The organism is Sphingobacterium sp. BN32 (assembly GCF_030503615.1).
GTDB lineage: Bacteria > Bacteroidota > Bacteroidia > Sphingobacteriales > Sphingobacteriaceae > Sphingobacterium.
Window position 1 is genome coordinate 17557 of the sequence record NZ_CP129963.1, and the last position, 22297, is coordinate 39853.

26 protein-coding genes are annotated in these 22297 nt (G+C 40.7%); 17 read left to right on the forward strand and 9 right to left on the reverse strand.

Features of this window, described 5'->3' with window-relative positions; all coding sequences use genetic code 11:
* Positions 1–39 precede the first annotated feature (39 nt).
* The 5 genes from secA to QYC40_RS00125 are packed head-to-tail and all read left to right on the forward strand — an operon-like array spanning position 40 to position 6064.
* Complete coding sequence (gene secA, locus QYC40_RS00105) at positions 40–3339, forward strand: preprotein translocase subunit SecA (RefSeq protein WP_301991745.1); 3300 nt, start codon at positions 40–42, stop codon at positions 3337–3339.
* 8 nt (positions 3340–3347) lie between these two features.
* Positions 3348–3806, forward strand: coding sequence for an SPOR domain-containing protein (locus QYC40_RS00110; protein WP_260039977.1), 459 nt, complete (start codon positions 3348–3350; stop codon positions 3804–3806).
* The gene (locus QYC40_RS00115) at positions 3797–5008 is read left to right on the forward strand and encodes a M20 family metallopeptidase (protein ID WP_301991746.1); all 1212 of its coding nucleotides are present in this window, start codon (positions 3797–3799) and stop codon (positions 5006–5008) included. Before QYC40_RS00110 ends, QYC40_RS00115 begins: the two co-directional genes overlap by 10 nt.
* Before the next feature lies 1 nt (position 5009).
* Complete coding sequence (locus tag QYC40_RS00120) at positions 5010–5579, forward strand: thiamine diphosphokinase (protein WP_301991747.1); 570 nt, start codon at positions 5010–5012, stop codon at positions 5577–5579.
* Positions 5576–6064 (forward strand): GNAT family N-acetyltransferase, encoded by a 489-nt coding sequence (locus tag QYC40_RS00125; RefSeq protein WP_301991748.1) that lies wholly within the window; start codon positions 5576–5578, stop codon positions 6062–6064. The genes QYC40_RS00120 and QYC40_RS00125 overlap by 4 nt, the downstream gene beginning before the upstream one ends.
* Here the strand turns inward: QYC40_RS00125 and QYC40_RS00130 are convergent.
* Complete coding sequence (locus QYC40_RS00130) at positions 6053–7372, reverse strand: M28 family metallopeptidase (RefSeq protein ID WP_301991749.1); 1320 nt, start codon at positions 7370–7372, stop codon at positions 6053–6055. The two genes, QYC40_RS00125 and QYC40_RS00130, sit on opposite strands and share 12 nt — an antisense overlap.
* Before the next feature lie 93 nt (positions 7373–7465).
* Between QYC40_RS00130 and QYC40_RS00135 the strand changes: the two genes are divergently transcribed.
* From QYC40_RS00135 to QYC40_RS00145, 3 genes are all read left to right on the forward strand, one after another.
* A complete protein-coding gene (locus QYC40_RS00135; RefSeq protein ID WP_301991750.1) occupies positions 7466–7780 on the forward strand; it encodes a rhodanese-like domain-containing protein in 315 nt (104 codons plus the stop codon).
* A 212-nt stretch (positions 7781–7992) separates the two neighbouring features.
* Positions 7993–9417 (forward strand): Glu/Leu/Phe/Val dehydrogenase, encoded by a 1425-nt coding sequence (locus QYC40_RS00140; RefSeq protein WP_301991751.1) that lies wholly within the window; start codon positions 7993–7995, stop codon positions 9415–9417.
* Positions 9418–9755: 338 nt separating this feature from the next.
* Positions 9756–9995, forward strand: coding sequence for a DUF6358 family protein (locus QYC40_RS00145; protein ID WP_301991752.1), 240 nt, complete (start codon positions 9756–9758; stop codon positions 9993–9995).
* Between the two features lie 26 nt (positions 9996–10021).
* Here the strand turns inward: QYC40_RS00145 and gcvT are convergent, their stop codons facing one another.
* The 5 genes from gcvT to QYC40_RS00170 all read right to left on the reverse strand — a co-directional run bounded on the left by gcvT (position 10022) and on the right by QYC40_RS00170 (position 13491).
* Positions 10022–11101, reverse strand: a complete 1080-nt coding sequence (gene gcvT, locus QYC40_RS00150) for a glycine cleavage system aminomethyltransferase GcvT (protein ID WP_301991753.1) — start codon at positions 11099–11101, stop codon at positions 10022–10024.
* 93 nt (positions 11102–11194) lie between these two features.
* Positions 11195–11893 (reverse strand): pseudouridine synthase, encoded by a 699-nt coding sequence (locus QYC40_RS00155; RefSeq protein WP_301991754.1) that lies wholly within the window; start codon positions 11891–11893, stop codon positions 11195–11197.
* Positions 11893–12261, reverse strand: a complete 369-nt coding sequence (locus tag QYC40_RS00160; RefSeq protein ID WP_301991755.1) for a hypothetical protein — start codon at positions 12259–12261, stop codon at positions 11893–11895. Before QYC40_RS00160 ends, QYC40_RS00155 begins: the two co-directional genes overlap by 1 nt.
* 22 nt (positions 12262–12283) lie before the next feature.
* A complete protein-coding gene (locus QYC40_RS00165) occupies positions 12284–12763 on the reverse strand; it encodes a DUF4112 domain-containing protein (RefSeq protein ID WP_301991756.1) in 480 nt (159 codons plus the stop codon).
* Positions 12764–12765: 2 nt separating this feature from the next.
* Positions 12766–13491, reverse strand: a complete 726-nt coding sequence (locus QYC40_RS00170) for an SIMPL domain-containing protein (protein WP_301991757.1) — start codon at positions 13489–13491, stop codon at positions 12766–12768.
* Positions 13492–13645: 154 nt separating this feature from the next.
* Here QYC40_RS00170 and QYC40_RS00175 point away from each other — a divergent pair, with 154 nt between their 5' ends.
* The gene (locus tag QYC40_RS00175) at positions 13646–13837 is read left to right on the forward strand and encodes a cold-shock protein (RefSeq protein ID WP_149524232.1); all 192 of its coding nucleotides are present in this window, start codon (positions 13646–13648) and stop codon (positions 13835–13837) included.
* Positions 13838–13910: 73 nt separating this feature from the next.
* Here the strand turns inward: QYC40_RS00175 and recO are convergent, their stop codons facing one another.
* Together recO and QYC40_RS00185 are read right to left on the reverse strand one after the other, a co-directional pair.
* A complete protein-coding gene (gene recO / locus QYC40_RS00180) occupies positions 13911–14627 on the reverse strand; it encodes a DNA repair protein RecO (RefSeq protein ID WP_301991758.1) in 717 nt (238 codons plus the stop codon).
* 3 nt (positions 14628–14630) lie between these two features.
* Positions 14631–14855: a signal peptidase gene (locus QYC40_RS00185; protein WP_301991759.1), complete on the reverse strand. Its 225-nt coding sequence runs from the start codon at positions 14853–14855 to the stop codon at positions 14631–14633.
* A gap of 207 nt (positions 14856–15062) precedes the next feature.
* Here QYC40_RS00185 and rpmB point away from each other — a divergent pair, with 207 nt between their 5' ends.
* The 8 genes from rpmB to QYC40_RS00225 all read left to right on the forward strand — a co-directional run bounded on the left by rpmB (position 15063) and on the right by QYC40_RS00225 (position 21098).
* The gene (rpmB, locus tag QYC40_RS00190) at positions 15063–15296 is read left to right on the forward strand and encodes a 50S ribosomal protein L28 (RefSeq protein ID WP_149524235.1); all 234 of its coding nucleotides are present in this window, start codon (positions 15063–15065) and stop codon (positions 15294–15296) included.
* A 76-nt stretch (positions 15297–15372) separates the two neighbouring features.
* Positions 15373–15555: a 50S ribosomal protein L33 gene (gene rpmG, locus QYC40_RS00195; RefSeq protein ID WP_002998409.1), complete on the forward strand. Its 183-nt coding sequence runs from the start codon at positions 15373–15375 to the stop codon at positions 15553–15555.
* 39 nt (positions 15556–15594) lie between these two features.
* Positions 15595–15756: a DUF4295 domain-containing protein gene (locus QYC40_RS00200; RefSeq protein ID WP_149524236.1), complete on the forward strand. Its 162-nt coding sequence runs from the start codon at positions 15595–15597 to the stop codon at positions 15754–15756.
* Positions 15757–15898: 142 nt separating this feature from the next.
* Positions 15899–16861: a signal recognition particle-docking protein FtsY gene (ftsY, locus tag QYC40_RS00205; protein ID WP_260039954.1), complete on the forward strand. Its 963-nt coding sequence runs from the start codon at positions 15899–15901 to the stop codon at positions 16859–16861.
* Positions 16862–16874: 13 nt separating this feature from the next.
* Positions 16875–18209, forward strand: a complete 1335-nt coding sequence (rimO, locus tag QYC40_RS00210) for a 30S ribosomal protein S12 methylthiotransferase RimO (protein ID WP_301991760.1) — start codon at positions 16875–16877, stop codon at positions 18207–18209.
* Positions 18210–18381: 172 nt separating this feature from the next.
* A complete protein-coding gene (gene bshC, locus QYC40_RS00215; RefSeq protein WP_301991761.1) occupies positions 18382–19971 on the forward strand; it encodes a bacillithiol biosynthesis cysteine-adding enzyme BshC in 1590 nt (529 codons plus the stop codon).
* Complete coding sequence (locus tag QYC40_RS00220; protein WP_301991762.1) at positions 19971–20576, forward strand: Crp/Fnr family transcriptional regulator; 606 nt, start codon at positions 19971–19973, stop codon at positions 20574–20576. The genes bshC and QYC40_RS00220 overlap by 1 nt, the downstream gene beginning before the upstream one ends.
* Before the next feature lie 69 nt (positions 20577–20645).
* On the forward strand, positions 20646–21098 hold the full coding sequence (locus tag QYC40_RS00225) for a hypothetical protein (protein ID WP_301991763.1): 453 nt from the start codon (positions 20646–20648) through the stop codon (positions 21096–21098).
* Here the strand turns inward: QYC40_RS00225 and ctlX are convergent.
* Entirely contained in the window at positions 21095–22015 is a 921-nt protein-coding gene (gene ctlX, locus QYC40_RS00230) for a citrulline utilization hydrolase CtlX (RefSeq protein WP_301991764.1), read from the reverse strand. The two genes, QYC40_RS00225 and ctlX, sit on opposite strands and share 4 nt — an antisense overlap.
* Positions 22016–22297 lie beyond the last annotated feature (282 nt).

Sequence of the window (22297 nt, forward strand, 5' to 3'; positions counted from 1 at the left end):
GAGCCATTATTGTACATGCCAATACAGAAATAGAGAATTATGTTAAAATTTTTAAGCAAATTATTCGGCAGTAAGTCTGAAAGAGATATCAAAGGGGTACAACCGATTGTACAGAAGATTAAGGATGAGTACGAGAAGCTATCGGGCTTGAGCCATGATGAACTGCGTGGAAAAACCCTAGCATTTAAGAGCAGAATTGCTGAATATTTGCAAGAAATCGATAAAGAAATCAACGACTTGAAACTACATGCGGAGGCTACCGAAGACATGGAAGACAAGACTGCAACTTACGAGAAAGTTGATAAATTAACCAAAGACCGCGACAAGAAATTAGAAGAGGTATTAGCGGAAATCCTCCCGGAAGCCTTTGCGGTTGTCAAAGAAACAGCACGTCGTTTTACTGAAAATAAAGAAATCAAGGTTACAGCGAGCCAATTTGATAGAGATCTAGCGGTTCGTAAGCCAAACGTTACGATTGATGGCGAGTTTGCCATCTGGAAAAATAGCTGGACGGCAGCAGGTACAGATGTAACCTGGAACATGGTTCACTATGACGTACAGTTGATCGGTGGTATTGTATTGCACCAGGGAAAGATTGCTGAGATGTCTACGGGTGAGGGTAAAACATTAGTAGGTACATTGCCTACTTACTTAAATGCCCTATCTGGCCAAGGTATTCACATCGTAACGGTCAATGATTACTTAGCACGTCGTGACTCGGAGTGGAATGGTCCTATCTTCGAATTCCACGGTTTGAGCGTAGATTGTATCGACAAGCACCAGCCGAACTCACAACAACGTCGTCAGGCATATCAGGCAGATATCGTTTATGGAACAAATAATGAGTTTGGTTTCGACTATTTGCGTGATAATATGACGAATACCAAAGAGTCGATGGTTCAGCGTAAATTGCACTTTGCAATGATCGATGAGGTTGACTCGGTATTAATTGACGATGCACGTACGCCGTTGATTATTTCCGGTCCTATCCCATTGGGCGATCAGCATGAGTTTTACCAGTTAAAACCAAGAATCGAACGTTTAGTAAATGCGCAAAAAGCGTATATCAATACGGTATTGAACCAAGCGAAGAAAGCAATTGCGGAAGGCGATACAGACGTTGAAAAAGGAGGTTTAGCCCTATTCCGTGCTTACCGCGGTTTACCGAAGAATAAAGCTTTAATCAAGTTCTTAAGTGAGGGAAATCACCGTCAGATCTTACAGAAGGTTGAAAACTACTATATGCAGGAGCAGAACCGTCATATGCCGAAGGCAGATGCGGAATTGTTCTTTGTAATCGATGAGAAAAACAATCAAGTAGAGCTTACAGAGAAAGGTATTGAATTAATTACAGCGACTGGAGAAGATCCAAGCTTCTTTATCTTACCAGACGTAGGTACGGAGATTGCGGAAATCGAAAAAACAGATATCCCGGTTGAAGAGAAAGCGCAGCGTAAAGAAGAGTTGATGCGTGATTACTCGGTAAAAGCAGAGCGTATTCACTCAATCAACCAGTTGTTGAAAGCATACACTTTATTTGAGATCGATGATCAATACATCGTTGATGAAGGTAAAGTAAAGATTGTCGATGAGCAAACAGGTCGTATTATGGATGGTCGTCGTTATTCTGACGGTCTACACCAAGCGATCGAGGCGAAAGAAAATGTAAAAGTAGAGGACGCGACACAAACTTACGCGACGATTACCTTACAGAACTATTTCCGTATGTACCATAAGTTATCAGGGATGACGGGTACTGCCTCTACAGAAGCGGGTGAGCTTTGGGAAATCTACAAATTAGACGTGGTAGAGATTCCAACAAACAAAGGAATTCAACGTGATGACCGTCAGGATTTTATCTATCGTACGGCTCGCGAAAAATATAATGCAGTAGCACAAGAGATTCAGACCTTGACAGAGGCAGGCCGTCCGGTATTGGTTGGTACAACTTCAGTTGAGATTTCAGAATTATTAAGCCGTATGTTGAAGCTTCGTGGTGTTAAGCACAACGTATTGAACGCGAAGTTGCACCAGAAAGAGGCAGATATCGTAGCAGAAGCTGGTCGTCCGGGCCAAGTTACTATTGCGACGAACATGGCAGGTCGTGGTACGGATATTAAATTGACGGAAGAGGTTATCAATGCGGGTGGTTTAGCGATCATCGGTACGGAGCGCCACGAGTCTCGTCGTGTTGACCGTCAGTTAAGAGGTCGTGCGGGACGTCAGGGTGACCCAGGTTCGTCACAGTTCTTCGTTTCCTTAGAAGATCCGTTGATGCGTTTATTTGCGTCAGAGCGTATCTCTAACCTCATGGTTAAGATGGGTGTTGAAGATGGTGAAGTGATGCAACACAGTATGTTGACAAAATCTATCGAGCGTGCGCAACGTAAAGTAGAAGAGAACAACTTCGGTATACGTAAGCGTTTGTTAGAGTATGACGACGTGATGAACTCGCAACGTAATGTAATTTACACCAAACGTAAGAATGCATTGTTCGGAGAACGTTTAGACGTAGATTTGAACAATACCATCTATGATGTTGTAGAGGATATCGTATTAGAGGCGAAAGAAGACAATAACTTCGACGAGTTCCAAATTGAGGTAATCCGCGTATTTGCTATCAATCCGGAGATTTCTAAAGAGGAATTTGCATCGACTTCAGGAAATGATTTAGTAGAGAAATTGTTTACTCAGGTAATCAATTACTACCATAAGAAAGCGGAAAACATCGCAGCGATGACATTGCCAGTATTGACCAATGTGATGGCTGAGCGTGGCGGAATGATTGAAAATATCGTAATTCCTTTCACCGATGGTATTCGTGGCATTCAAGTTGCTTCAAATTTGAAGAAAGCAGTAGAAAGTAACGGTAAGGATGTGTTCAGATCATTTGAAAAAGGCATTGTATTAGCCTTGATCGATGAGGCTTGGAAAGAACACCTTCGTGAGATGGATGATTTGAAACAATCTGTTCAGAATGCTGTTTATGAACAAAAAGATCCTATTATTATCTATAAAATGGAGGCTTACAACTTGTTTAAAAGCATGTTAGCTTCTATGAATAAAGATATCGTTAGTTTCTTATTTAAAGGAGAGATTCCGGGACAACAACAGGAAGCAGAAAATATCCAAGCTGCTCGTCCGGAGGCTCCAAAGGTAAAAACAACGGAAACAAAAGAGGAACTTAGTTCACCAACAGGCGTTAGTGAAGAGGATTTGAATACACAGGAACCGCAGGTCACTCAACCGATTCGTAAAGAACAAGAGGTTGGAAGAAATGATGAGTGTCCTTGTGGATCAGGTCTTAAATACAAGAACTGTCACGGAAAACAAGGTTAAGAAATAAAATGATTAGAAAAGGATTTATTGTAGGTTGCTTCTTTTTAGTTTTGTGCCAATTTGCACAAGCACAAGAAGGAAAGGTATTAGTTGTTAAGGATTCATTGATTGGGCTTTTACAGGAATATCGCGCATACTATGCAATAAATCCTTCTACTTCTACCAAGACCCCTATTACCTTGGAGGAGAAGAAAATCGATAAGCGTTATGCTAAGCGGGTAAAGGTTCGCGGTTTCCGCGTTCAGATTTATTCCGGTAGCAACAGAACCGAGGCTACGAATGTTCAGAATAGCTTTCTGCGTCAAAACAGTGACATGGGAGCTTATTTAGACTATGTAGAGCCTAATTATCGGGTAAAAGTCGGTGATTTCACCAGCCGTTCAGCAGCAACGGAATATATGAGACGTCTTCGCGGGACATATAGAAATGTCTTTGTATTTGTCGAAGATGTTTGGGTATGGCAATAGCGGAGAATAGCATGTCTAATATCAAACAAAAGATTCAAGACCTCGCTGAAGTATATTATCAAGACACAATAGCCAACAGAAGACATTTGCACCAACACCCGGAGCTGTCTTTTGAAGAATACAATACCTCAGCCTTCATTCAACAAATTTTAAGAGATTTAAATATCCCCTTCAGCATTATGGCCAATACGGGCATTGTTGCAGAGATTAAGGGCGATATTCCTTCGGATAAGGTTTTGGCCTTGCGCGCAGATATGGATGCTTTGCCTATAACCGAGGTGGAAGGAAGGCCGTATGGTTCTCAGAACCCTGGTGTGATGCATGCCTGTGGGCATGACGTTCATACCTCCTCCTTAATTGGGGTGGCAAAGATCTTAAATGATCTGAAAGGCGAATTGCCGGGTACTATCCGTTTGATTTTCCAACCTGGGGAAGAAAGACTACCTGGTGGAGCTTCGCTCATGATTAAGGAAGGTGCTTTGAAGAATCCGGAGCCTATCGGTATTGTCGGGCAGCATGTGATGCCGTTTCTGGAGACAGGAACAGTAGGATTTCGTTCCGGCAAATACATGGCTTCCTGCGATGAATTGTTTATGACGATTCGCGGAAAAGGAGGACATGGCGCACATCCGCATCAGAATATTGATCCTATTGCTATCTCGGCACAGATTATAACAGCGCTACAGCAGATTGTTAGCCGCAGTGCAGACCCACGTATCCCAACGGTACTTTCCTGGGGAAAAATTATCGGCAATGGGGCTACCAATATTATTCCTGAAGAGGTTTATATGGAAGGCACCTTCCGTACGTTTGATGAGGTTTGGCGTGCTGAGGCGCATGAGAAGATGCTGAAGCTAGCTGTTGGAATTGCAGACAGCATGGGTGCTACCTGCGAGTTTGAAGTCAGAAAAGGCTATCCATTCTTAATTAACGAGACGGGAATTACCGAGGCGTCCAGAGCGTATGCCGAAGACTATTTGGGTAAAGAGAAGGTCGTTGAATTGGACTTGTGGCCGGCAGCGGAGGATTTCTCCTATTATTCGCAAGAGATTTCCGCTTGTTTCTACCGCTTAGGAACCGGAAATAAGGAGAAGGGCATTCAATCTGCCGTTCATACGCCGACATTCGATATTGACGAAGAAGCTTTGAAAATCAGTATCGGACTGATGAGTTATATTGCCTTTCGTTATTTATCTGCTTAATATGTCATCCCATCACATCGTACGTGAGAATCAGGAACCCGCTTTATTTGTCGTCGACCCACATAATATCGATTCGGAGTATTTAGGGCAACTGTTAGAGTGGAGCCCGACCATCATTACGCTGGCACAGCATTATGAGGTATTGGCGTCTTGGGGAATCAAAGTCGATGTATTGCTTGCGGATGGAAATATGGCAACAGATAAGGAAGAGCATTTGTTGGCAGTCCCCTACTCAAAAGACTACTATGCGGCATTATTTGCCTATCTGGAGAGCAAAAAGAATTACACCCTGAATATCGTTGTGGATCAGTTTGAAAAGGCTGATTTCCTAGCTTACCTACGTACTTTTACAATTAATTTTATCTCGAACGGTTTCAAATATGTGCTGCTACAACAGTATGAGAAATGGCTACCTGCGGGATTAATTTTGCATTTACCTGATGCATATCATTTGACGGACAAGTTTAGTAATGTAAATTTACTAGACGCGAATCGATTAGAAGTTCGCGAGGATGGTTTTGTGACCATGCAAAAGACAAATGATTACGTATTAATTGGTGAAGCCTTATGATCCAAATTGAAAGAGCAACAGCAGCAGACGCGGAAGTTATTCGCGATTTAGCATTAGCAACCTGGTATCCTACTTATAGCCCTGTTTTAGAGAAAGCGCAGATTGATTTTATGTTAGATCAGAGTTATTCTGTGGCAGCGCTGCAGGAGGGCATGCGCGAAGGAGCCGCCTTTTTTCTTTTTCTGGAAGATGGTATTGCGCAGGGTTTTATGAGCCTTTCTACGCATGCAGATAAAATCAGAATCGATAAACTCTATTTGTTGCCTGCCACACAGGGACGCGGCTTTGGGAAGATGATGATCGACTTTGCCGCAGAGGAAGCCTTGAAAAATGGTTTGTCGACTTTAGAATTAAATGTAAACCGATATAATAAAGCCTACCACTTCTACCTGAAACAGGGTTTTGAGGTAGTAGAGACGGTGGATATTCCCTACTACCAATTTGTTCTGAATGACTATGTCATGCAGAAAAATCTAATCTCTTAGTTTTTCTACGCGGCTTGGTGTCTGCGTGCCATTGATGATGCCGATAGCACCGGCAGCAATTGCTTCGATACTGGACTTGATATTGTTAATGTCTAGGGTGCTCACTTCATCTTTCACCGTATGGTAATACGCATCCTTATCAATCTGTGAGGTGGAGAAGGTATGTGCCGGCACGCCTAAAGCAGCCAATACAGCATTGTCGCTGCGGTAGAATAAGTTTTGCGTTTTATAAGGGTCGGGATGAAAGGTAAAAGAAGAACCTTTTAGATTCTCTTGCATCAATGCCCCTAAGTTGGATGCATCAAACCCCGTAACATATAAGCTGTTTGGACCGAATCGTGAGTCTTTGCCGATCATTTCTATATTGATCATTGCCGTCACTTTTTCCGGATCGATTTTGTTCGAGAAGTATTTCGACCCGAACATACCAATCTCCTCTGCTGTGAAAGCAACGAAGATTAAGGTGCGTTCATTGTTGTTCAATTTCTTGTAATAGCGAGCCAGTTCGATTAAAGCTGTTGTACCTGAGGCATCATCATCGGCGCCATTGGCGATGGAGTCCTGCCCTTCAGGCTTGATAATACCGATATGGTCATAATGCGATGAAAAGATAACAAATTCGTCCGCTTTAGATTTGCCAGGGATGATACCTGCTACATTAAACATAGGGAGCTCGTCTTCTTGGCGCTGTTGAACGATTTGGTATTTACCGGCCAATTGATCTGCAATGACAAAAACTTTGCTTACAGCGCTTGTATTCGCTTGATCTTTCGTTGTGATGTTCTCGCGTCCGGAATAAATCTTTTTGAAGCGAGCTAAAAAGGTTTCATGCTTCTTGTCGACCAATACGATTGCATTATCGGCCTCTTTCTGTACATATTCTCGGAACTTTACCGAGAAGTCATCTGCTGCCGTGATACGCAAGGTTTTCAAGCCGGAGCCCTCATTGAAGTTTTCCGCTACTCCCCCACCAACAATCAGAAACTTATCCTCGCCGAGCGGTTTACCATCCCAAAGAACGCTTTGACTAGCTACTTTAGATTTATTGACGATAAAGGATTGTCTATAGTTCTCTTCGGCATATGGCTGCAAGCCGATATGCTTAAATTCGGAAGCGATAAAATCTGCTGCTCTGGAGATGTCAGGAATAGATAAGGACGATCTTCCGCGCATTTCGTCGGAAGCGAGTGTATTTAGAATTCTACTGATATTTTCTGTTGAAGTGATCTGTAGTTTTTTTTGTTTTTGTGCGAAACCAAACTGTAAGGCTAGCCCCAAGAACAAAGAAAGTGCTAAGGATTTTTTCATGTTTCAAAATTTTTTTGAATTTAATAAATTTAATAAACTAATGACGGAGTGATAGGTTTAATTAATTATCTTTGGTAAAAGCGTATAAATACTATGAAAGAAATTAGCGTTCAGGAATTAAAGGATATGATGGATCATAATGTTGAATTTCAATTAATTGACGTTCGTGAGCCTTTTGAATATGAAGTATCCAATTTAAATGGGGTCAACATTCCATTATCAGGTGTGGTAATTGAATCGGAAAAGATTTCTAAAGATATTCCGGTTGTTATTCAGTGTCGTTCGGGAAAGCGTAGCGCTCAGGCTGTTATGTTATTGGAGCAAGAGGGATATACGAATCTTTCGAATTTACAGGGCGGTATTTTGGCATGGAAAGATGCTTTTGACCCAGAAATGGAAGTTTATTAGGAATTAATAGATAATAACATTATCAATAAAAAGTCCGAGCATCGCTTGGACTTTTTGTTTTTGTGCTTGTTTTTTGATTTTCTGCTAAAAAAGAAAATCTTTTGTTATCAATTGATTAAAAATATTGTTTTTCGGAGTAACCTTATTGGAAATATCATAAAACAATTACCTTTATACTAATTTATACCAAGTGTAAACAAATACAATAATCTATGTCCAGTCAAGACAACACAACGTACAGCTTTTTCCAAGGGGTTGCTCGCAACTTCGACAAAGCGGCCAAATTCACTCGTTTTTCCCCCGGAATTCTCGATCAAATCAAAACTTGTAACTCTATTCTTCGTGTGAAGTTCCCCGTGAAAATCGGAGAAGGGATTGAAGTAATTGAAGCTTACCGCGTTCAGCACTCGCATCATAAGTTGCCATGTAAAGGTGGTATCCGTTTTAGTATGGAGGTAGATCAGGATGAGGTCATGGCGCTGGCATCCTTAATGACTTACAAATGTGCCATCGTAAATGTTCCTTTCGGCGGTGCGAAAGGCGGTATTAAAATCGACGCTAAGAAGTATTCGGAATACGAATTAGAGAAGATCACCAGACGTTATACAACGGAATTGGTGAAGAAGAATTTTATCGGTCCAGGAACCGATGTACCGGCACCAGATTATGGCACCGGCGCGCGCGAAATGAGCTGGATCGTCGATACATACACGACATTGAATCCTAACGAGATCAATGCACAGGCTTGTGTTACGGGTAAGCCAATTTCTCAGGGAGGTGTTCGCGGACGTGCAGAAGCAACCGGATTGGGTGTTTTCTTCGGTGTTCGTGAAGCGGTTAAGAATGCGGAGGACATGGCTGCATTAGGCCTCTCGGTAGGAATCGAGGGCAAGCGCGTTATTGTTCAGGGATTAGGAAATGTGGGCTATCATGCTGCAAATTACTTCCAGGACGAAGGCGCTATTTTAGTGGGATTGATTGAATATGAGGGTGCAATTTATAATGCAGACGGACTTGATCTGAATGCGGTCGTTGCGCATAGAAAAGCAACAGGGTCGATTTTGAATTTCCCTGGTGCGGAGAACATCCTAGAATCAGCTAAAGGATTAGAATATCCATGTGATATCTTGATTCCAGCAGCATTGGAATCCGTAATCAATGGAGACAATGCGGATAGAATCCAAGCGCAAATTATAGGTGAGGCTGCGAATGGTCCGTTGACTCCAGAAGCGGATGAAATATTGAACGGTAAAGGCAAGGTGGTTATTCCAGACATCTATCTGAATGCAGGTGGTGTGACGGTTTCTTACTTCGAATGGTTGAAGAACTTAAGCCATGTTCGTTATGGACGCTTAGAGAAGCGCTTTAGCGAAAACATGTATGCGGAGATCTTGAATATCATTGAGTCGATGACCAATCAAAAGGTTTCTAAGTTAGAGCGCAAGATTATCTTACGTGGACCGGATGAGGTTGATTTAGTATATTCTGGATTGGAAGATACGATGATCGGTTCTTACCAAGAGATCCACGATATCTGGAAGAATACCGAGGGTGTTGAGGATTTGAGAACGGCAGCCTTTATTTGTGCAATCAATAAGGTTGGCGAGTCTTATAATGAATTAGGAATCTTCCCATAAGGGTAAAAAGATTTAGATATTCACTACCTTTGTTTCATGAACAAGGTAATTCAACAGACTAAACAGGCCTTTCTGTTTAGTCTGGCTTTTTATATCCTGGCTATACTTTTCCTCCTCTTTAAAGTTGGCTTTGCCCCTATCCTTTTGAGTATCGCGATGCTCGTTTCGTTGATATGGGTGGTACTTGTTCTACGAGAAATTATGCTTTCCACTTCCATTAGCAATACAGAAAGAATGATGATGGCCTTATTCATTATCCTATTGAACATTGTGGGGGGAATTGTTTATTTCTCTTTTCTCAGAAAAAGTGTAATTGGAAGCCCAATAATAAAAAAGAAATGACGAAGAAGTTTATCTTAAACGTAGTATTGAACCTAGGTATTGTATTCTTGATACTTAGCAGTGTTGCCGGTTATAACAGCGGAAATATGTTATACCTGGGTCTGTCGATTGCCCTATTGGTAGTTTTGGTTTATCTGAAAGTTGTTTTATTGAAACAGGTGAGCCGCGATGTGCAAGCGAAGAAGGCAGCGGCAGCACAGGAACAAGCAAGACAAAAAAAGAGGGCTAAAAAATAGCCCTCTCTTACTTATATTTTACAGCCTTATTTTACAAAAGGCGGCTTTTTAACGATTGCTTTGATCGGCTGATTACGGATAGAAATGAAGATTTCTGTTCCGTCTTTTGCGAAAGCAGTATCCACATAGCCTAAACCAACGGATTTCTTCAAGGTTGGCGACTGCGTTCCTGAAGTAACGCGTCCAATTTTATTTCCTTCAGCATCTACGATTTCGTAATCATGACGAGGGATACCTCTGTCGATCATTTCGAAGCCGACTAGCTTTTGTGTCAATCCTCTTTCTTTTTCAGCTTTTAGGTTTTCTGAGTTCACGAAGTCTTTGGTGAATTTAGTAACCCAACCAAGACCTGCTGCTAATGGAGATGTGGTATCGTCGATATCATTTCCATATAAACAGAAGCCCATTTCTAAACGTAAAGTATCACGAGCACCCAAACCGATTGGTTTAATACCATATTGTTTACCTGCTTCCATGATCGCATTCCATACTTGCTCAGCATGCTCATTATCTACGTAGATTTCAAAGCCACCAGCACCTGTATAGCCTGTTGCTGACACTAATACATTCTCAACACCGGCAAATACACCTTTTTGGAAAGAATAATACTCCATAGGGGCTAATTCGATGTCTGTTAAACCTTGTAATGCATCTGCAGCTTTCGGTCCTTGTACAGCGAATAAAGAAGTTTTATCTGAGATATCTTTCATCTCTACACTGAAAGTATTGTATTTGCTGATCCAGTTCCAGTCTTTTTCAATATTGGAAGCATTGACCACAAGAAGGTAAGTGTTGTCGTCAATTTTATAAGTCAAGAAATCATCTACAATTCCACCTTCTTCATTCGGGATATAAGCATATTGTACTTTACCGTCATAAAGCTTAGAAGCATCGTTAGAAGAGATTTTTTGAATCAGGTCAAGTGCTTTTTCACCTTTTAAGATGAACTCACCCATATGGCTTACGTCGAACATACCTACTCCGGTACGTACAGTCTCGTGCTCATCATTAATGCCGCTGTATTGAACAGGCATGTTAAAACCAGCGAAAGGAACCATCTTCGCGCCTAAAGCAATATGCAGGTTTGATAACGCAGTATTTTTCATGTTAAAATTAAATGTGTTTTAGTACTACAAAAATAGGCAATTAAACGACAAAAGAGACCTGATTTCCTAAATGTTAAGAAAATGGACAATCGATTACGTAAATCTGAGGGGATCGGAGATATTCAGTATGGTCAATGCTCTTTCGAATTCGGGTTGTAGCTTTGCGTTTATTTCCACATGCTCTCCGGTTCGCGGATGTTTGAAAGATAAATGCGAGGCATGCAGCAACATGCTGTCATGCGCAAAGGTCTCTTTCCAAAGTTTATTTTGCTTATTGCAGCCATGTGGCCGATCGCCGATGATGGGGTGCAATATATGTGCAAAATGCCGGCGGAGCTGATGCATTCTTCCGGTCTGGGGCATCGCCTTCACGAGCGAATAGCGTGAGGTCGGATGCTTACCGAAAGGAAGATCTATTTCGGTATGTTGAAGGGTTTCGTAATGAGTAATGGCATCTTGCAGGGTTCCGTTGTCTTTTTTCAAGGGATAGTCGATGCTGTCTTTGAGCGGTGAAAATCCGCGTAGAACGGCCAGATATTCTTTTTTAATCTGGTTGTTGGCAAAAGCCTGTTGAATCAGAGAGTCGGTTTCCTTGTTCAAGGAGAACAGGAGTATTCCACCAGTTTTGCGATCGAGACGATGAGCGGGATAGACGGTCTTGCCGATCTGATCTCTTAACAATTGCAGGGCAAATTCGGAAGTATCTGCAGCGATGGATGAGCGGTGAACTAACAGGCCGTGCGGTTTATTGATGGCAATTAGGTCCTGATCTTCGTAAAGTATCTCCAGCATTATTGTTTCTTTAATACGTCGATAAGCTCGTTTGCTTTCTCATCAAGTTTTGGACTGATCCACACCTTGCCGAATGCCCCTCCTCCTACTGTAACTTTTTCACCATTCCAGTTCACCTCACATAGAGAAAACAGATAATAGTTTTTGGTTTGCACATAGGTATTGACGAACTCCTCAACAATGCGATCTCCGAAAAGCATCATGCCGAATTCTACAGCGTCCTGATGCTCATATTGTAATTGTTTTTTTAAGATTTCCTTCGCTCGATCTCGCAGTTCGTCGTTTATTTTGTCTTTGGATGGGTTTGTCAAGATAGCAATAAGCATAATTGCGACGCCCAACAAAGCGAAAATTCTTGTTTTGCTCATAGTTGCAAAAGTAAAGAAAAGTTTAGAAGATGAGATTAAACAACCAGACGCTTAATGCATACATCGCATAAATTACAAGCGTAATGACGATAGCTAAGATGGAAACGATCAGGAAGATGATGTTCTTGCCACTTCCTTGATGTTTGTTTTCATAGTAGTGCTCGCGTAACAGCTTAATATTCTTGTCGTTGGCTTTGTTAAAGAAATCGAAGATATTACCCAAGAGAGGTATAGAACCTAGAATGGCATCCGAGGTCACGTTGAGTAGCATTTTGATCGCAATCTTCCCGCTTGCCCCATTTCGGTACATGACCGTAACGAGTATCAGTGAAATGATGAAGGTTGCGATTTGCCCGGCAAAGGGAATGAAATTAAGGATGGGGTCTAATCCGAAGCGAAAGTTGCCAATACGGAAGCGACTATCCATTAAAACAGATAGTCGCTCCACCCAAACAAAATCTTTATTTATGCGCTCTATTTTAGAGCTATATTGGTTTTCCATTGTTATTTTAATTCAAAGACTGCGTCGATATTGCAAGTCAGTTTGATTGGGCGGACATCAATATCAAGCCCATTCCCTCCTACTGCATCAGATTCAGCGTTTGCTGTTTTCGACATCGCCATATAAGCACGTGGCTGTGGCATCACATCATTCCAGCTGAAGCTGCTATTATCATTAATCATCAGCGATTTTCCAACAGTCTCTCCGTCGGCCGCTGCAAGTATTTCTGCATTGACGCGTGCGTCTTTAACCGCTGCGGTTTTTAATTCTTTCTCGATTGCTTTCTTTTGAGAATGATCATAACCGGCAATGTTCGTGTTTTGTAGACCTTGGGAGTCAACTTCATCCATCATCGCATTTAAGCTTTTCAGGTCGGTTACTTTGATGCGGTACTGACGAGATTGTAGCAACTCATTGTTCTTTTTCTTACGATCGGCCGTGTTATAGCTATAAATGTTTTGTATAGTAAAATTCTCTTTCTTAACACCATATTTCATAGCAGCATCATACAATTGCTTTTCCAAGGTTTCGATAGTTACCTTTTTCTTTGTATTGCCATCTTGATAGTATTCCTTCAATGAAATTGAAAGGTAAATGATGTCTGGAGTCACTTCTTTCTCGGCATAGCCGCGCGTTGCTACTCTTCTACTATTTTCCATAGATACATTTTGTGCTTGAGCTGTCACCACCAATGCGATAAGCGCTAATATTGATAATAATTTTTTCATAATAATCTTTTAATGCGTTTCTAATCTCAAAAATCTTTCCAAAAGATATACAGCATAGACAAGTGACTATTGAAAATGTTTAATCATATTATGCTAATATTTAGTTTTTATTTAGAAAATAATTGATACCTTTAAGAAATAATAAATTAATAACATGCAACAAGGAGTAGTAAAATTCTTTAATGAAGCCAAAGGTTTCGGTTTCATCATTCCAAATTCAGGCGAGAGCGAAATCTTCGTACACGTTTCTGGATTAATTGACAAAATTCGCGAGAAAGACGAAGTTTCTTACGAAGTTGAGCAAGGTCGTAAAGGCCTTAACGCGGTAAATGTAAAGCTTATCTAAGAGAATAGATTCAATATATATTTATTGTGTAAAAGCCCATCGATGATTTTCGATGGGCTTTTTTCATTAAATCTTAGCTGAAAATCTCTTCCAGAATATACAAGGAATTGAGCTCGCCAAAGTTTTCTGTATGAAGCCGATAATAGTCCACGAGCTTTTGTAGTAAATAGCTTCTATCCTCCTTTTTTAGCTTTACATTGTTACAATTGCTGAAAGAAGATTGGGCTAATTCTCTCAAATAAGAACTGTATGGTTCCTGCAGGGTATAAACGTGGGCCGGCAGGATGCTCACAAATCTACCTTCTAAAAGATCGAAATACGGAAGATTACCTAAGGAAGGTTTAAACCCGAGGTAATGTGATAGCTTAAGCAGGAAGATGAGGTGATAGTTTGCCAAACCTTCATCGGTTTCATCAAGCCAGATAATAGCGTTTTCCAAAAAATCGAAAAGTTGCTTATCTGGAGACTGATGCCTTAGCACTTTATAAAGCACCTCATTCAAGAATAGAGCAATCGAGCTTTTGACGATATCCAAAGGAATCTGTTTGAGCACAGGAAGATGTTGAGCTTCCTTAATCCGCTGTAGATTATTATTCTCCTTATTATAAACAACAAGCTCCAGCAAATGGAATGGCTGCAGCATGTTTACCGAAATCTTCGCTTTCGGTTTTCTTGCTCCATTAATCAGGTAAGATTGCAACCCAAATGCTTGCGTATAGATTTGTGCAACAACACTGCTCTCCGAATAATTGGTTACTTTGAGTGTAATTCCTTTGGTTTGGTGCAACATGTTCTATTTCTCTTGTTGCTCTTTTCGATCATCGATAAGAGTCTTTCGATCGATTTTTCTAAAGATGCGGTACATTAATGCTATGAATCCTATTCCAAAAAAAATAACACCCAATGTCATCAACAGCTTATACCAATTATTCTCATTCTCCATGAGCGTGTATCCTAAAAACACGCATATAATCCCCGCCGTTAAAAAGACGATTCCCCTTAAAAGATATTTGTTCATTGTGAATTGTTGAAAACTATTGTGATATTCGCTTCGCGATATTTAATGCAAAATACAGTATTTTTGCTGACTTCCGCAGCAGTCTTCGATTATTTTAAAAATAATTCCTGAAATAATATTGTATTTCCAAAAAGAAATATAGATATTTGCACACTCGTTTCTAAGGGAACGCATTTTTAACAAGAACAACAATAAAAATCGAATATCATGTCAAGAATTTGTGATTTAACAGGCAAGACGGCATTAAAAGGAAATAACGTATCACACTCGAACGTTAAAACTAAGCGTAAATTCTATCCTAATTTACAGACCAAGCGTTTTTACATTCCAGAAGAAGATCGTTGGATTACGTTGAAAGTTTCTACTTCAGCAATCAAAACGATTAACAAAAACGGTATTACAGCAGCAATCGATAAATTTATCAAACAAGGTCATATTTAATAGTTAGACCGCCTGTTGTATCAACATCAAATAGAATCATGAAATTCACCCGTGAGGGTATAAATAAAGTAAAACAATGGCAAAAAAGGGAAATAGAGTACAAGTTATCTTAGAATGTACTGAACACAAAGAAAGTGGTCTTCCGGGAATGTCTCGCTATATCACTACTAAGAACAAGAAAAACACAACTGAGCGTTTAGAATTGAAAAAATTCAACCCAGTATTGAGAAAAGTAACAGTTCACAAAGAAATTAAGTAAAAAACAAGGATTCCTCGGAGTCTATAAAAATATTATACCATGGCAAAGAAGGCAGTTGCATCATTACAAAAAGGTGGTGGTAAAGAATATACTAAAGTTGTTCTTACTACTAAATCTGCAAAAACAGGCGCATATACTTTCAAAGAGAGTATGGTTCACAACGACAAAGTAAAAGAAGTTGTTGCTGCGGCTACTAAATAAGCAGTAAGATATTCCTTTTTTTTAAAGTTTTTCTTTAAAAATCTTATAAACAGCCGTTTTGGTAGTACCAAAAGGGCTTTTTTAGTATTTCCGTTTTCAGTATCTTTGAACGAAAAGCAACGACATATTATACATTTACATCATGGGATTATTTGATTTTTTTAAAAAGAAGCAGGAAACTCCTGAGGCGCAGGAAGCACTGAACAAGGGCTTAGAGAAGACGAAAGAGGGATTCTTTGCGAAAATTACCAAAGCGGTTGTTGGAAAATCAACGATTGATGATGATGTATTGGATAATCTTGAAGAGGTCTTAGTAACCTCCGACGTGGGTGTTACAACGACGCTAAAGATTGTTGATCGTATTCAGAAGCGTGTCGCTCAAGACAAATACGTTACTACTGATGATCTAAACGGCTTATTAAAAGACGAAATCCAAGGTTTACTTGCCGAGAATAACAGCAATGACTTCGAGACCTTCGAATATGGCAATCAAAAGCCCTATGTTATTATGGTTGTTGGGGTGAATGGTGTTGGTAAAACTACGACGATCGGAAAGCTTGCACATCAATTGAAGGAAGCCGGCAATAAGGTTGTTTTAGGTGCAGCAGATACATTCCGCGCAGCGGCTGTCGATCAGATACAGCTGTGGGGAGATAGAGTAGGTGTTCGCGTTGTTGCACAGCCGATGGGTTCGGATCCAGCATCAGTTGCGTTTGATACCGTTAAATCTGCGGTTGCAAACGGCGATGATGTTGCGATTATTGATACGGCGGGTCGTCTGCACAATAAAGTTGGCTTGATGAACGAGCTGACGAAGATTAAAAATGTCATGCAGAAGGTCATTCCAGATGCTCCGCATGAGATATTATTAGTATTGGACGCTTCCACAGGTCAGAATGCTATTGAGCAGGCTACGCAGTTTACACAAGCAACCGATGTGAATGCATTAGCATTGACCAAGCTTGATGGAACAGCAAAAGGCGGTGTGGTAATCGGGATATCCGATCAATTCAAAATTCCTGTAAAGTACATTGGAGTAGGAGAGAAGATTGGTGATTTACAGTTATTTAACAAAAAAGACTTCGTAGACTCACTATTCCAGTAGTCTACACATTCATATGAGAACAAAAACAAGAAATGCAGTCCCGGTAGTAGCAAAGCCACGTGTGAATGTGGTTACTTTAGGCTGTTCTAAAAATATTCACGATAGCGAGGTTTTAATGGGACAATTGAAGGGCAACCAAATGGATGTCGTTCATGAGGCTAATAATATCCAAGCGAATGATATCGTGGTGATTAATACCTGTGGATTTATCGATAATGCCAAACAAGAATCTATTGATACCATCCTTCAATTTTCGGAGTTAAAAGACCAAGGTAAAGTCAATAAGGTGATTGTCACTGGCTGCTTGTCGGAGCGTTATAAGCCCGAGTTAGAAGCCGAGATTCCGAATGTAGATGCTTTCTTTGGCACGAACGACCTACCGGATCTTCTTTCCACAATTGGTGCAGATTATCGTCATGAGTTATTAGGCGAGCGTTTATTGACGACGCCATCGCATTTCTCCTATTTTAAGATTGCAGAAGGTTGTAACAGACCCTGCTCATTCTGTGCTATCCCTTTGATGCGTGGAAAGCACGTTTCCAAGTCTATTGACGACCTGGTTAAAGAAGCAAAGTTCCTAGCATCGAACGGGACAAAAGAATTGATTCTTATTGCGCAAGATCTAACCTATTACGGTTTGGATATCTATGGCAAGCGTAATCTTTCGGATTTACTACGTCATTTATCCGATGTTAATGGTATCGAGTGGATCCGTTTGCAATATGCGTATCCTTCAGGTTTCCCTATGGACATCCTCGATGCGATGAATGAACGCTCCAATATCTGTAATTACTTAGATATGCCTCTACAGCATATCAGCGACAATATGTTGACCTCTATGCGTAGAGGAACCAGCAAGCAAAAGCAAATTGATTTAGTAAACAAAATACGCGATAAAGTGCCTGATATCGCTTTGCGTACGACCTTGATCTGCGGATACCCTGGTGAAACTGAGGAAGACTTCAATGAGATGTTAGAATGGGTAGAAGAAACCCGTTTCGACAGATTGGGATGTTTTACTTATTCGCATGAGGAGAAAACACATGCACACTCTTTGGAAGACAATGTTCCTGAGGAGGTGAAGCAAGAACGTGTCGATCAAATCATGGAAGTTCAGCAAGGGATCTCTTATGATATTAACCAAACGAAAATCGGCAATACCTATAAGGTGTTGGTGGATCGTGTGGATGGCGATTATTTCATCGGAAGAACGGAATATGACTCCCCAGAGGTGGATAATGAAGTGGTGTTGGATGCTAAAACAAACTATGCGCGTATCGGAGATTTTGTACAGGTGAAAGTAGACCGTGCGGAAGACTTTGATTTATATGGAAGTATTGTCAAATAAAGGCAGAAATACCCCCTAATAAACATCCTTTTCTTACTTTTAGTGGATCGGTCGGTTAATTCCGACCATCAAGAACTTTCATTACTGTTGGGCAATCAGCGGAATCATGAAAGTTTTTTTGTAATTTGAATCCTTCTATCTTTTACATTTGAAGCAACATTACTCTAGCTAGATGAAAGCCACATATATAGACTACAGCGACACCGGAAGTTTTTCTAAAACCTTATTAGCATATCTGTCAAAACAACCAGATTTAGCCTCTTATTACGGTCATTTCCCAGATCTTGACGGTTTCAAGAAGCAGATTGAAGCCCAGAAGAAATTTCAACATCGTGAACTGTTAGTCGATCAATTAAAAGATCAGTATGGCGGGCTTTTGGCTAGTTCTCCAGAGGTTGCACAAAACCTGGAGCGATTAAAAAGCAATAATACATTTACCGTTACTACCGGTCATCAGTTGAATATATTCACCGGGCCCTTATACTTCATTTTTAAGATCGTGACGGCTATTAAGCTGGCGCAGGACTTAAAAGCTCGCTTCCCTGAACAGGACTTTGTGCCCGTTTATTGGATGGCGACAGAGGACCATGATTTTGCGGAAATCAATAACACTCGCGTCTACGGAAAGAAGATTGTATGGGAGGAGGAAGGGATTTCGGCAACCGGCCGAATGAAAACCGATAGCATGGCCGAGGTGGTGAAACAATATTGCAGTACCTTCGGATTATCGGATAATTCAACGAAACTAACCGAATTAGTGGAGGAAGCTTATCTTTCCGGGCTAAACCTTGCTGATGCCACGCGCAAATTCGTCAATTCGCTATTTAAAGCCTACGGACTTGTTATTATCGATGCCGATAGGGCAGCGCTGAAGAAGGTCTTTGCGCCCATTATTGAAAAAGATATCCTCGAAGAAAATAGCTGGAAGCATATTGAAGCAACTTCCAAATCGTTGGAAGAGGCGGGGTTCAATACCCAGGTTCATGCCCGCGAAATCAACTTCTTTTATCTGACCGATGAATTCAGAGAGCGCATTGTTCGACTGGAAGACGGTCGTTTTGAAGTGCTCCATCAGAATATCTACTTTACAGAGGAGGAGATAAAACAAGAAATCAAGAAGCATCCGGAACGTTTCAGCCCGAATGTGGTCATGCGCCCTCTTTATCAAGAACTGATACTTCCCAATCTTGCTTACATCGGCGGGGGAGCCGAAATAGTCTATTGGCTACAGCTAAAGGCTAATTTCGACTATTATAAAACGCAGTTTCCAATCCTTGTTCCACGTAATTCAGCACTTATTACCGATGATGCTGTCGCTGGAAAAATATTCCGTTTAGACTTTACTTTCAAAAGTATTTTTAAGCCTGTCAATACCCTTAAAAACGAATATGTCCGTCGGAAGACAAAACATCGCTTGAACCTTCAGGACGAATGGATGGAGCTTAATGCTATTTTCGGCAAGATTAAGCTTCGTGCGCATAAGATCGACCCGAGTTTAGGCCCAAGCACCGATGCGGTAAAAGCGCGTCTTAAAAAGGCTGTAAATAACCTAGAAAAGAAATTATTGAAAGCCGAGAAAAGGAACCATGAGGATGCGCTTATTCAAATAGAGCGCGTTAAAGATAAGTTGTTCCCGAATGGCGGCCTGCAAGAACGTACTGAGAATTTCGCGGTGCTATATATCAAATATGGCGACGAATTGTTCAACGATCTGTTGAAGAATTTCCAACCCTTAGCCTTTAAATTTAGCGTGCTTTACTAATGATAACGTCTGAAGAATTAATCAAGAGCAACTTCTACAACTATTACACAGCGAAAACGGGACTTACGCTGGCAGATTTCGAAAGCCTAAGCCCACTATTCGACTTTCGCGAAGTAGACCATAATCAGCTCATCATGCGGGCGGGCGAGGTTTGTAAGCATATTCTGTTCGTTGAAAAAGGATTGTTGCAGCTGTTCAGCCTGGACGAAAAAGGCGGCGAGCATATAATGCAGTTTGCTCCAGAGAATTGGTTGATGATGGATCGCTCAAGCATGTTCTTCAATGAACCATCAAATTACTACATCAAAGCATTGGAGCCTTCCACGGTTGTCTTCATTCAGCCCCAGTTTCTGGAAGAGGCAGGAAAGATCAATCATGAGTTCACCTGCTTTACAGAAACTTCCTTACAACGCAATATACACTTTCTACAACGTAGAATAAACTCCCTGTTAGCCATGTCTGCTAAGGAAAGATACTTAGAATTCGTTGCCATGTACCCTCAGTTGTTGCTGCGTGTTCCCCAATGGATGATCGCTTCGTATTTAGGCATCACACCAGAAAGCCTGAGTAGAGTGAGAAGAGAGATAGCGAAAGATTCTTTCTAATTTGTTTAAATTGTTTGCGAAAAGAGCTACCTTTGTTAATTATTGGTAATTAACAAATTATAAACTGTTATGATAAGACCGATCTATTTCCTTTTTATCGCTTTAATTAGTCTAGTTTCTTGTACTGACGAAAAGGTTGATCCCATTGAACTACATATGGATGTTGATTTACTTCAAGGGAAATGTGGGCTGATCAAATTGCAGATAGAGAAAGATCATATGATACAGGATTTCCGCGGAAATAAATGTGAGCCGAATATAACGAGCGAATATTCTACGCTATTTCCGGAAGAACGCTATGAAGAACTAATTGGTCTGATAGAAGAACTTGATCTGATGTCCTTACGCAGACGCGACTGTAATAGTTGCAGCGATGGTAAAGATATTGCCGTAAAAATCAACTATAAAGGCAAAACCAATCAATTCACGATAGGCATTGATCCTGAAGCAAATGATGGTAAATACAAAAAATTTGTCGAGTTTGTGTCGTCTTATACGATTATAAAGCCTGTACTCTTTTAGGTTTCGTAAAACACTTCAGCGATCATACTTCGCGCACTCCCTCCGCCAAACTTCTCAATATTATAGAGTGGCGCATGCAACAACATTCCATGTCTGCTCAATATGATTTTCTGGCTTGCCGTCAGGCTGTCGTACGCCCGCGTGCTCATGCAGATAAAAGGATGTCCATTCTTATTCTTTATCTCGACCATATTTCCTGCAAACTGATTCATTTGCTCCACACTAATACTGATTATTTCTTTGTTGGTCTTGATTAGCCGCTGTTCGATCTTGATTCTAGCGTCTATATCAGGAATGCAATCCCAACAAATAACACAGAAGTTAGTGCCTAATGACATCATCATATTGCTATGGAAGATGGGCTTCAATTGGGCGTCAAATTGATGGAACGATTGAAAGATAACCGGCTCATAGCCATGGTCGTTACAAAAGATGATCGCTATGTTTTCATGCGCACGATCGGATAGGGATATGTAGGCTATATGATGGACCCGATCTAAAATCAATGCGCCATTCCCTTCCAGAAAGAGCTCGCTTTCTTCATAAACGCTGTAATCGTTCAATTTTTCGAATTCAAAGCCTCTTATTTTAAGCTGGTCGAGGTAGTTCAGATTTCGCTCGCGCCGCCTATTATAGGCAAACATGGGGTATAGTGTGGCGCTTTTACCATGAAAAGAGACCACATGGTTGGGGAATATGCTATCCGGTGTTTGATGTATTCCATTATCCTGGATCACGATGGTATGAATGCCGGCATGTTGCAGTAGGGAGGCAAAATTATCGAATTCGGAAGTCGCAGTTTGATGAATCTTCCTTGGAGGGATTTCTTCGCTTTGAAAATAGTTGTTGATGGCGGTTTCTTCGTTTCTTCTAAATTGAAAGGGACGAACTAATAAAATGGTATCGGTGGTTTGCATGGTTTTTCTCTCTTGAATTTTCGTTAATTGACCCTAAGCTAAAATAGCAAAGAAATTATATTTAATTAATCCAATAAAAAATATTGTGATTAATTAATTTATAACCCCTGTTGGTTAGGAGAATTCACGCTTTATTTAACAATATGTATTGAAAAGAGAAAAATTGACGCGGTTGCTTAGCGTTTGATAATCGGTAAACGGCTGATGCCTAAGAAGTTCAAAGAACTGTAGGGTAGGAGCTTTCATTTTTTACAAAAGGATGTGAAAGGGTTGGATTTTCAG